This is a genomic window from Pigmentiphaga sp., from assembly GCF_019689535.1.
Lineage (GTDB): Bacteria > Pseudomonadota > Gammaproteobacteria > Burkholderiales > Burkholderiaceae_B > Pigmentiphaga.
Genome location: NZ_JADGHH010000111.1, coordinates 1 through 11,328 on the forward strand (window position 1 = coordinate 1; position 11,328 = coordinate 11,328).

Here is an 11,328-nt window from a genome sequence, read left to right on the forward strand (position 1 = left end):
GCCGTGATCAAAGCTCTGTAACCAGCCTGCGTATCGCGTCCCCCGGGTGTGATGCGCCCGGCAAACAGATTCAATCTGGACTACTTGTTAGGGGTGTGTAAATGAAAGCAGTTGGTCTGGTCGGCTGGCGAGGCATGGTCGGTTCCGTGCTCATGCAGCGCATGCGCGACGAAAACGATTTCTCTCTGATCGAGCCGGTGTTCTTCTCGACCAGCAACGCCGGTGGCGCCGCGCCCGCCTGGGCGGAAGGCGCCGGCCCGTTGCAGAATGCATACGACATCGACGCGCTGAAAAAGCTGCCCATCATCGTGACGGCGCAAGGCGGCGATTACACCACCGAGGTTTTTCCCAAGCTGCGTGCGGCGGGCTGGGACGGCATCTGGATCGATGCCGCCAGCACCCTGCGCATGAAAGACGATGCCATCATCGTGCTGGATCCGGTCAACCGCAAGGTGATCGACGAGGCGCTCAAGAAGGGCGTCAAGAACTACATCGGCGGTAATTGCACGGTCAGCTGCATGCTGATGGGCCTGGGCGGCCTATTCCAGCACGACCTGGTCGAGTGGATGACCAGCATGACCTATCAGGCCGCCTCGGGCGGCGGCGCGCAGCACATGCGCGAACTGTTGACGCAATTCGGCCTGATCAACGCCACGGTGGCCGATCTGCTGGCCGATCCCGCCTCGGCCATCCTGGAGATCGACCGCACCGTGCTCGCCAAGCAGCAGGACGGCTCGCTGCCCCAGGAGCACTTTGGCGTGCCCTTGGCCGGCAACCTCATCCCGTGGATCGACAAGGACCTCGGCAACGGCACCTCGCGCGAAGAGTGGAAGGGCGGGGCCGAAACCAACAAGATCCTTGGCCGCGGCGAGGGGTTCGGCTCGACGCCCGTGCCCATCGACGGCTTGTGCGTGCGCATCGGTGCGATGCGGTGCCACAGCCAGGCGCTGACCATCAAGCTGAAGCGGGACGTGCCGCTGGACGAGATCGAGGATATCCTTCGCCAGAACAATCCGTGGGCCAAAGTCATCCCGAATACGCGCGAAGCGTCGATGCAGTCGCTCACGCCGGTAGCCGTGACAGGTACGCTGGATATTCCTGTCGGCCGCATGCGCAAGCTGGCGATGGGGCCGGAATACCTGAGCGCCTTCACCGTGGGCGATCAATTGCTGTGGGGCGCCGCCGAGCCGCTGCGCCGCATGCTGCGCATCGTGCTGGGCGAGCTCTGATCCAGCGAATCGGCGGTGCGCGTCCGTGGAGGCGCGCCGCCGTGCGACGAATTTCCCCCGGGGGGCCGACGCCTGGCGGAAAAAGGGGGGCTTCGGCTTTGACCGGATCAAAGCCGGCAGCACGTTGGGAAAGGAACTGGCGCACGGGACGAGGATGAAAGCACTTCCCTATCTGAAAGCAGGTTCGGTTCGAAAACGTGGTGTTTCGCGTCGGGGCAGGCCATCGTCCCGGTTCGCGGCATTCGGGATGGCGCTGGGCGCCGTGGCCTCGGTCCATGCCGCGGATCTCGGCGGCTTGAAGATTTTGTCCGCCGCGGGGGACCCCTTGCGGGCAGAGATCGCGGTCACCGCGCTCACGCCGCAGGAAGCCAGCACGTTGAAGGCGGCCGTCGCACCGCGCGACGTCTACCGCCAGACCCGGCTCGAGTATGCCGAGGCGCTTTCCCAGTTGAAGCTGTCCGTCGAAGATCGCCCGGGCGGGCGCAAGGTCGTCGTGGTGACCTCTGCGGCTCCACTGGACGTCCACGTGCTGGACTTGCTCGTGGAGCTGACGTGGAACATGGGGCGCTTCATTCGTCAGTACACCTTCATCCTCGACACCCCCGCGCCCCGCGCGCTGGCGCCGGAATCCGGCGTTCCTGCGAGCGGCTCCATTGCGGTGAATCCTGGCGACACCCTATATGGAATCGCCGGCAGACTGCAGCCAGAAGGCACATCGGTGCTGCAGGTGATGGCTGCATTGTTCCATGCCAATCCCCAGGCGTTCATTCAAGGAAACATGAACCTGCTGCGTGCCGGCGCATCGCTGGCCGCGCCGACCGCCGAGGCGATCGCGGCGATCGACCCGGCCGAGGCGCAGGCCTTGTTCGCTTCCCATGCCCAGGCATTCGAAGCCTATCGCCAACGCATCGCGGGCCAGGCGGGCCAGCAGCCGGCCGCGGCAGAAAGCCGGGGCGCCGAGGCTCGCGGAGAGATAGCTAAGTCGGCCGCCGCGCCCGTGGTGCCGCCGGTTTCGGAAGGGGACGCGGTCAGGCTTTCGGGAGGCGGCCAGGCAAGCGACGAGCGCGGGATGCGCGACAGGTTGGAAGAGGAGCGCGATGCCACCGCCAAGGCAGTACGCGAGGCGGAAGAGCGCATGCGGCTCCTGCAGAGCAACGTAGAAGCCATGCGCGGTTTGCTCGAGGCCCAGAACGAGACTCTGGCCCGCATGGAGCAGCAGGCCCGCGAGCGCGCCGGGGCAGAGGCGGTGGCCGTGCCGCCCCCGACCCCGGCGGTGCCGGAAGGCGCCTCGGACGCTGCCCCCGCCTCGCCATCATCCGAGCCGCCGGGTCCGGCCTCCACCGATTCCGCGACTTCCGCGGCGGATGAGGCGCCATCGGCATCGCCCGCTCCTGCCGGTTCGGGCGAAGGCGGGGCCGAGGCGCAGCCGGCCGGGGGGCAGGCCGAACAGGGCGGGTTGCAGGACGCTCCGCTCGTCCGCAAGATCCAGGACCACAGCGTGGCCGTCTTCGGTGCCATCGTCGCCTTGCTCGCGGTCATCTTCAGCGCACTGGCATTGCGGCGCCGCGGTGCACGCGCGGAAGACGACCAGGCCCGCGAAGCCGAGTTGCGGGAGGACGGCGACGCGCAGGACGATCCCGACTCGCTGCCGCCTTCGGAACCGCAACCCGTCAACCATTTGCGCGACTGGGACGATATCCCGCCATTTCCCATTCCTGCCGCGACCGACCGCGTCGCGGGCGAAGCCGAGGATTACCCGGACGACGACGAGCCGGTCGCTGATGCGGCCCCGCCCGCCGGGCCCATACCGCCTGCCGCGGCGGCAGCGTTCGCGCTTGACCTGAACCTCGGCGGCCAGCCGCCTTCCTCCTCGACGAACCGGGCCCCCGGCGGCGAACCCGGGTCGCCCGCGCTCGACCTGAGCCCCGACCTGGGCGCTGGGACCGACCCGGCTGCCAAGCTGGACTTGGCCAAGGCCTATGCCGACATGGGCGATCGCGAGGGCGCGCGCGAATTGCTGGAAGAAGTCCTGCGCGATGGGGACGCCGTTCAGCGCGAGCGGGCCAGGGCCCTATTGGCGACGTGGTAGGGGAGGATATGGCGCGTATCGCCCTGGGGCTGAGTTACGACGGCGCGCCGTGGCTGGGCTGGCAGACGCAACCGCATCGGCGCACCGTCCAGGATGCCTTGGAAGCGGCGCTGGCTGCGTTCGTCGGCCGACCCGTGAGCACCGTTTGCGCGGGGCGCACCGACACCGGCGTCCATGCCGTGCAGCAAGTCGTCCATCTCGATACCGATGTGGAACGGCCCGAGCAGGCCTGGGTGCGCGGCGTGAACGCGCACCTGCCGCCCAGCATCGCCGTGCGTTGGGCGCGGGTGGTCGGGGAGGATTTCCATGCTCGCTTTTCCGCCCGTTCGCGCGCGTATGTGTACCTGTTGCTGGAAGATCCGGTGCGATCGCCGCTGTGGGCGGGCAGGGCCGGATGGAGTTTCCGTCCAATCGACGTCGAGGCGATGCGAGCCGGTGCGGCCCATCTCCTTGGTGAGCACGACTTCAGCAGCTTTCGTTCGTCGGAGTGCCAGGCCGCTTCACCCGTGCGCACGCTCCACGAGCTGAGCATCGAGCGCCGCGGCCGTCTCATCGTATTCACGGTGCGCGCCAACGCTTTCCTGCACCACATGGTGCGGAATATCGTGGGCGCGCTGGTATACGTGGGGCAGGGTAGGCAGCCCGCGGACTGGATGCCGGCGCTACTCGCCGAGCGCAACCGCACCAAGGCGCCGCCGACTTTCTCGCCCGATGGCCTGTACCTGACCGGCGTGTCCTATCCGGAATGCCACGGATTGCCTCCTACCGACGCGACCGACGAGGTCCGCCTGGGCATTTGAGCAGCGCGCCGCCGGCAGCCGGCCTCTATCCTGGGCGGGCGGTATGATTACGCCTATGTCCCGTACCCGTATCAAGATCTGCGGCCTGACCCGCGAGCAAGACATCGCCGCGGCCGTTTCCGCTGGCGTCGACGCCATCGGCTTCGTGTTTTATCCCCCTAGCCGGCGTGCGCTGGCCCCGGCGCGCGCCGCCGAGCTGCGGCGGCTGGTGCCGCCTTTCGTCGACGTCGTCGCGTTATTCGTCAATGCCTCCGAGGCCGAGGTTCGGGAGGTGCTCGAGACCGTCCAGCCGGACTTGCTCCAGTTCCATGGCGACGAAGCGCCCGAGGAGTGCGAGCGCTACGGATGCCGTTACCTACGGGCCTTCCGCGTCGGGGCGCCGGGTATGGAGACCTCCCCGGCTTTGTTAAAATCGTGTGAACGTTACGGTTCTGCCGCCGGCTGGCTGTTCGACAGCCATTCCGAAGGTTACGGCGGCAGCGGGAGAGTGTTCGATTGGTCCCTGCTCGGCAGCGAAAGCGTGCGTCCGGTCGTTTTGTCTGGTGGGTTGCATGCCGGAAATGTGGCGGCAGCCATTGAAGCCGTGCGCCCTTTTGCCGTCGACGTCAGCAGCGGCGTAGAGCTGTCGCCAGGCATCAAGTGCGCGGACAAGATCGCGCAGTTCGTGGCCCAGGTGAAGCGGGCCGATGGCTGTCGATGACGTTGCCTTTCACAATCCGTGCGGCGCATGCCCCCTGGGCACTGCCCCGTCCCTCACCGGAACTCTCAAGTGAACACCTACGATTTTCCTGACGCAAGCGGCCATTTCGGTCCATATGGCGGCGTGTTCGTGGCGGAAACGCTGATGCACGCCTTGGATGAGCTGCGTCAGACTTACGCGCGCTACCAAAACGATCCCGAATTCCTCGAAGAGTTCAGGTATGAACTTGCCCACTTCGTCGGCCGCCCCAGCCCCGTCTACCATGCCAAGCGCTGGTCGGAGGAGCTGGGGGGCGCGCAGATCTGGTTCAAGCGCGAAGACCTGAACCACACCGGCGCCCACAAGGTCAACAACTGCATTGGCCAGGCCCTCTTGGCGCGCCGCATGGGCAAGCGCCGCGTGATTGCCGAAACGGGCGCCGGGCAGCATGGCGTGGCCACGGCCACGGTGGCGGCGCGTTACGGCATGGAATGCGTGGTCTACATGGGCAGTGAAGACGTCAAGCGCCAGGCGGCCAACGTCTACCGCATGAAGCTGCTCGGCGCCACCGTGGTGCCCGTGGAATCAGGCTCGCGCACGCTCAAGGATGCGCTGAACGAGGCCATGCGCGACTGGGTCACCAATGTGGAGAGCACTTTCTACATCATCGGCACCGTCGCGGGTCCGCATCCTTACCCCATGCTGGTGCGGGATTTCCAGACGGTCATTGGCAAAGAGTGCCTGGTGCAGATGCCGGAGGCTGCTGGCCGCCAGCCGGACATGATCATCGCGGCGGTAGGCGGCGGCTCGAACGCCATGGGCATCTTCCATCCTTACCTCGGGCACGATAACGTGCAGTTGGTGGGGGTCGAGGCTGCGGGCGAAGGGCTGCACACCGGGCGCCACGCGGCGTCCCTGCAGGGCGGTGCGCCCGGCGTGTTGCACGGCAATCGCACCTACATCCTGCAGGATGAGAATGGCCAGGTGATCGATACCCATTCGATTTCGGCCGGCCTCGATTATCCCGGGGTCGGCCCGGAACACGCCTGGCTCAAGGACAGCGGCCGCGCGACTTACGTCGGCGTGACCGACGAAGAGGCGCTGGCGGCCTTCCACCATTGCTGCCGGGTCGAGGGCATCATCCCGGCGCTGGAGTCGTCGCATGCCATCGCGTATGCAGCGCGCGTGGCGCCGACCCTGCCCAAGGACAAAATCCTGCTGGTCAATCTCTCCGGACGCGGCGACAAGGACATGCACACCGTCGCCGAACGTTCCGGCATCGTGTTTTGAAGGCGGTCTTCATGTCGTCATCTTCCCGTATTGCGGCCGCTTTTGCCCGCCGCGGCGCCGCTGGCCGCACCAGCGCGCTGATTCCGTACATTACCGCCGGCTATCCCAGCCCGGCGGCGACGCTTCCCATCATGCACGCGCTGGTCGAGGCCGGGGCGGACGTGCTCGAACTGGGCGTGCCCTTTTCCGATCCCATGGCCGACGGGCCCGTCATTCAGCGTTCCAGCCAGCATGCGCTAGAGCAGGGCGTGGGGCTGCGCGACGTGCTGACCATGGTGAAAACCTTTCGCCAGGTCGATGACCGGACGCCAGTGGTGTTGATGGGCTACGCCAATCCGATCGAGCGCATGGGGCAGGCGGAGTTCGCCGCCGCCGCGCAGGCCGCCGGCGTGGACGGCTGCCTGGTGGTGGACTATCCCCCGGAAGAGACCGGGGAGTTCTCCGCCATGCTCGAGCGGCATGGCATCGATCCCATTTTCTTGCTCGCGCCCACTACCACGGATGAGCGCATCCAGGCCGTTGCCCGGGTGGCCCGCGGGTACGTTTATTACGTCTCCCTGAAGGGCGTGACCGGGGCCGGGCACCTCGACGTGGACGACGTTTCGCGCAGGTTGGCGCACATCCGGCGTTTCGTCTCCCTGCCGGTGGGCGTGGGCTTTGGCATCCGCGATGCCGCCAGCGCACAGGCCTTGGGCGCCGTCGCCGATGCCGTGGTCATCGGCAGCCGGCTGATCCAGGAAATCGAATCTGCCGCCCAAGGGGTGCCCGCGGATCAGCTGTCGGACGCCTGCGCTCGTGCGGCCGGCGCGTGGTTGCGTACAATCCGGGTGGCACTCGACGCTCCGCCCCCAGGCGGCGCCACCCATGAATCAAGGAAATCCGCATGAGCTGGATAGAAAAACTGCTCCCTCCCCGCATTAGGACTACCGACGGCTCGGCACGGCGTGTGCCGGAGGGGCTGTGGGTCAAGTGCCCATCGTGCGAGTCGGTGCTGTACCGCGACGATCTGGACAAGAACCTGAACGTTTGCCCAAAATGCGAACACCACATGCGCATCAGCGCGCGGCAGCGCATCGATGCGCTGCTCGATGCGGAAGGTCGGTACGAGATCGGCCTTGGCACCTTGCCCGTCGATAGCCTCAAGTTCAAGGACACCAAGAAGTATCCCGATCGCCTGCAGGACGCCATGGCCCAGACCGGGGAAACGGATGCGCTCGTCGTCATGGGCGGAGCCATCCACACGGTGCCCGTCGTGGTGGCTTGCTTCGAGTTCGAATTCATGGGCGGCTCCATGGGCTCGGTGGTCGGCGAGCGTTTCGTGCGCGGGGTGCGTACGGCGGTCGAACAAAAGGTGCCCTTCATTTGCGTCACTGCGTCCGGCGGCGCCCGCATGCAGGAGGGGCTGCTTTCGCTGATGCAGATGGCCAAGACCACGGCGGCCCTGACCTTGCTTTCCGCGCGCAAGCTGCCCTTCATCAGTGTGTTGTCCGACCCGACGATGGGGGGCGTGTCGGCCAGCTTCGCTTTCATGGGCGACATCGTCATCGCCGAGCCCAAGGCCCTGGTAGGCTTTGCCGGCCCCCGCGTCATCGAGCAGACGGTGCGGGAGAAATTGCCTGAAGGATTCCAGCGCGCCGAGTTCCTGCTAGAGAAGGGCGCCATCGACATGATCGTGGATCGCCGCAAGATGCGCGAAGAAATCGCGCGTTTGCTCGCATTGCTGACGCAACAGCCTGCGGACGCGGTCGCCTGAGCGCTTGCGCGGGCGTGTCTCTCCCGCGCCACACTCACTGGACGGCCGAGCCAGCTGCTATAGTCCCGTTTTCCTTCGGGCGAGCCGGTGCGCCGCCTACCCTGGCGGCGTGGCCCGCGCTGCGCCCACCATCCCAAGTCAGGCCGATCCCATGAAGAAAAACATAGCCTTCCTCGCCGTTCTGTCGACCTTGGCAGCGTCGCCTGCCGTCCATGCCGCCGATCCGACCGGCGGTTTCGCATCGGGCGGCTGGAGCGCCCAGTACGGGGTGCTCGACGGCAATCATCGTCTCACGCTCAACTACGAGACGGCACCGCTCTGGCACATGAAGCTGGGTTCCACGCGCCTGGAGCTGGTGGGAGAGCTTGGCGGATCGTATTGGTGGACATCCAGCGCCGACCCCGGCTATGCGCGCCACCTGTGGCAGCTGAACGCGATCCCCATGTTCCGCTGGTGGCCGGCCGAGCGTTTCTACGTCGAAGCAGGCGTGGGCGCGACGCTGATCAGCGATACCAAGTTCCACGACAAGAACCTCAGCACGAACTTCCAATTCGGCGACCACATCGGCGCTGGCTTCAAGCTGAGCAACAACATGCGCGTGGGTTTGCGCGTCTCGCACTTCTCGAATGCCGGGATCAAGCGGCCCAACCAAGGCCTGAACCAGGTCCAGCTCAATTTCGCGATGGCGTTCTGACGGGCCGGCCCGGGCGTGCCGCTGGGCAGACCGGGCGCCTTAGGCGGCGGGGGCCGCAAGCGCTACCCGCCTATGTAGCTCATTTCTATCCGCCCGGCGCGAGGCGTATCCGCACTGCGGCGTTCGGAGTAGTTGTCGGTGCGGCCTTGCCAGACATGGGCGATGGCCGCGGCGATGTCTTCGTCGCTAGCACCGCCGCGCAGGAGGGCGCGCAGGTCATAGCCCTGGGTGGCGAACAGGCATAGGTACAACTGGCCCTCGGTAGACAGCCGGGCGCGCGTGCAAGTTGAACAAAAGGCTTGCGTGACGCTCGAGATCACGCCGATTTCTCCCGCCCCGTCGCGATAGCGCCACCGCTGCGCAACTTCTCCGGAATAGTGAGGCTGCAGCGTTTCCAGTGGCCACCTGGCGTCGATGCGGCGCAGGACCTCGGCCGAGGGCAGCACCTCGTCCATTTTCCAGCCATTGGACGCACCTACGTCCATATATTCGATGAATCGCAGCGTGTGGCCCGAATGGCGGAAGTATTCGGCCATCGCTTCGATCTGGTCGTCGTTGACGCCTTTCTTGACCACCATGTTGATCTTGATCGGGCGCAGGCCTGCCTCTGCGGCGGCGTCAATGCCGCGCAGGACGTCGGCGACGGGAAAGTCCACGTCGTTCATGCGACGGAAGACATCGTCGTCCAACGCATCGAGGCTGACGGTGACGCGTCGCAGCCCTGCATCGGCCAATGCGCGCGCCTTGCGGGGCAGGAGCGTCCCGTTCGTGGTGAGCGTCAGGTCCAGGGGTTGTCCGCTTGGCGTGCGCAGCTCGGCGAGCTGTGCGATCAGGGATTCGATATTCTTGCGCAGCAGGGGCTCGCCGCCCGTCAGGCGGATTTTCTCCACGCCGTGCGCGACGAACACGCGCGCCACCCTGACGATCTCTTCGAAGCTCAGCAGCGCGTCATGCGGCAGGTATACGTAATCTTTGCCGAAGACCTCCTTCGGCATGCAGTACACGCAACGAAAGTTACAGCGGTCCGTGACGGAAATGCGCAAGTCGTGCAATCGGCGCCCGCGCGTGTCCAGGAGCCGGCCCGACGGCTCGACGCGAGCGTCCGCCACGGCGGGAATCGCTGTGCGCGCGCGATAATCGATGAGCGGGATGGTCTTGGCAGTCACGATGTCGAAGCAAAGGCGCCGGAGTGCCGGCCTTACCGTAATACTACTCCATCGCGCCGTGCGTCCGCCTTTGAGGCCGCCTCCGGCCCGCTTGCAAAGGTTTAGGCTTGAATAGTCGAGAATGCCGCACCAATCCCGGCCGCGCGGCTACAATGCTCGCCATCGCCCATCCTTTTGCGATGCTCGCGCCTATGCGATGATTTCATACCGACCCCTCCGTAGCGTGCAGGCTATGGGCCGGAGAACGAGATTCACGATAGGAACTAGCCTGGTGATTGCCTGTTTCACTGATGTCTATGCCGCCGACGCCTAGAGGGCTCAAGCCTGCCGACACATCCCGAGAGCTTGCCACCGTCGGCAAACGGGCGACTTTGCTTCGCGAGCTGGACGCGCTCATCGCCGACCGCCGGCGAGCCGCCGTGCTGGCCTTGGCCCTCCCCAGCAACGCTGCGCCGCCGGTGCGCAACGAGATCCTGGGCAGGATCCGCCATTTCATCCGGCAGGACGACCTGCTTTGCGTCCTGGACGCCACCAGCCTGGTCATCGTGTTGCGGGATGTCAACGACAGGTCGGGTGCCATCGGCGCTGCCCAACGCCTGTTCCAGCGCTCGTCGCTCTTGCAAATCCTGGGTGCGAGCCGTGGGGGGGCGATGGCGGCGTTCGGCATCGTGATGTTGCCCAGCGATCTTCCCCAGTCTTCCAGCGTGCTGTTGCGCGCCCAGCAGGCGGCCCGATATGCATTGCGCACGCGGGCGCGCTGGGTATGCTGGAGTGACGCCCCGGACGACTTCGACGGCAAGCTGGTCAGCCGCGAAGATTCCTTGGTAACGGAGGTCATGCAAGGCCTGGATCGCGGCGAGTTCGAACTTTTCTATCAACCCCAGCTCGAAACCGGCACCGGCCGGCTGAGGGGGATGGAGGCCCTACTGCGCTGGAACCGCAGGGGCGAGCTGGTCATGCCGAACGATTTCGTGCCCGAGGTCGAGGCGGCAGGACTCAGCACGGTGCTGGGGGCGTGGGTGCTTCGCCGGGCTTGTGAACAGCTTGCCCGCTGGCAGGAGGAAGGGGTTTTCTGCTCGCAGGTGGCCGTCAACCTAAGCGCCGAGCAATTGCGCAGCGATCTGCCGGATGTCGTCTCGGCCGTTCTCAGGGAATACGACGTCGAGCCGGGGCGCCTGGAAATCGAGCTGACAGAGTCCGGGGAGATCGCCGATCACGACGCCGCAATCGACATTACCCGCCGCATCCACGAGATGGGCGTCCGGTTCAGCCTTGACGACTTCGGCAGCGGCTATTCGAATTTCCTTCGGCTGCGCGTGGCACCGTTTACCGCAGTCAAGCTCGACCGGCAGTTCGTCGCCGGCATGCTGCACAACGTTTACGACAAGGAAATGCTGCGGACGGTCATACAGTTTTGCCAGAGCGTCGACATCCGGACCATCGCCGAAGGCGTGGAAACCGCACAGCAGCTCGAGGCCCTCAAGGCCCTGGGATGTGACGCGTGGCAGGGGTTTTTGTGCTCGCCGCCCATGGCGAGCGACGAGGCCGCCGATTTCCTGCGCCGTTTCTGATCCCGCAGCAGTATTGGGGGGATGTCTCTTATACACATCAACGAGCCCACGACAAGT

At 65.8% G+C, this 11,328-nt stretch carries 10 protein-coding genes; 9 read left to right on the top strand and 1 reads right to left on the bottom strand.

From position 1 onward, the window contains the following. Positions 1 to 101 precede the first annotated feature (101 nt). The 8 genes from asd (at position 102) to IRZ12_RS10945 (ending at position 8,534) form a co-directional block, all read left to right on the top strand. On the top strand, positions 102 to 1,229 hold the full coding sequence (gene asd, locus IRZ12_RS10910) for an aspartate-semialdehyde dehydrogenase (protein ID WP_296468280.1): 1,128 nt from the start codon (positions 102 to 104) through the stop codon (positions 1,227 to 1,229). Positions 1,230 to 1,476: 247 nt separating this feature from the next. Further along, complete coding sequence (locus tag IRZ12_RS10915) at positions 1,477 to 3,318, top strand: FimV/HubP family polar landmark protein (protein ID WP_296468282.1); 1,842 nt, start codon at positions 1,477 to 1,479, stop codon at positions 3,316 to 3,318. Between the two features lie 8 nt (positions 3,319 to 3,326). Continuing rightward, a complete protein-coding gene (truA, locus tag IRZ12_RS10920) occupies positions 3,327 to 4,118 on the top strand; it encodes a tRNA pseudouridine(38-40) synthase TruA (RefSeq protein ID WP_296468284.1) in 792 nt (263 codons plus the stop codon). 55 nt (positions 4,119 to 4,173) lie between these two features. After that, complete coding sequence (locus tag IRZ12_RS10925; RefSeq protein WP_296468286.1) at positions 4,174 to 4,818, top strand: phosphoribosylanthranilate isomerase; 645 nt, start codon at positions 4,174 to 4,176, stop codon at positions 4,816 to 4,818. A gap of 69 nt (positions 4,819 to 4,887) precedes the next feature. Continuing rightward, a complete protein-coding gene (gene trpB, locus IRZ12_RS10930) occupies positions 4,888 to 6,087 on the top strand; it encodes a tryptophan synthase subunit beta (protein ID WP_296468289.1) in 1,200 nt (399 codons plus the stop codon). A gap of 11 nt (positions 6,088 to 6,098) precedes the next feature. Next, positions 6,099 to 6,974, top strand: a complete 876-nt coding sequence (trpA, locus tag IRZ12_RS10935; RefSeq protein ID WP_296468291.1) for a tryptophan synthase subunit alpha — start codon at positions 6,099 to 6,101, stop codon at positions 6,972 to 6,974. Further along, entirely contained in the window at positions 6,971 to 7,840 is an 870-nt protein-coding gene (accD, locus tag IRZ12_RS10940) for an acetyl-CoA carboxylase, carboxyltransferase subunit beta (protein ID WP_296468293.1), read from the top strand. Before trpA ends, accD begins: the two co-directional genes overlap by 4 nt. 151 nt (positions 7,841 to 7,991) lie before the next feature. Further along, entirely contained in the window at positions 7,992 to 8,534 is a 543-nt protein-coding gene (locus IRZ12_RS10945; protein WP_296468295.1) for an acyloxyacyl hydrolase, read from the top strand. Between the two features lie 62 nt (positions 8,535 to 8,596). Here the strand turns inward: IRZ12_RS10945 and moaA are convergent, their stop codons facing one another. Continuing rightward, positions 8,597 to 9,700: a GTP 3',8-cyclase MoaA gene (gene moaA / locus IRZ12_RS10950; protein WP_296468297.1), complete on the bottom strand. Its 1,104-nt coding sequence runs from the start codon at positions 9,698 to 9,700 to the stop codon at positions 8,597 to 8,599. Between the two features lie 290 nt (positions 9,701 to 9,990). Between moaA and IRZ12_RS10955 the strand changes: the two genes are divergently transcribed. Further along, positions 9,991 to 11,271 carry a GGDEF domain-containing phosphodiesterase gene (locus tag IRZ12_RS10955; protein WP_296468299.1) on the top strand — a complete coding sequence of 427 codons (1,281 nt, stop codon included), beginning with the start codon at positions 9,991 to 9,993 and terminating at the stop codon, positions 11,269 to 11,271. Positions 11,272 to 11,328 lie beyond the last annotated feature (57 nt).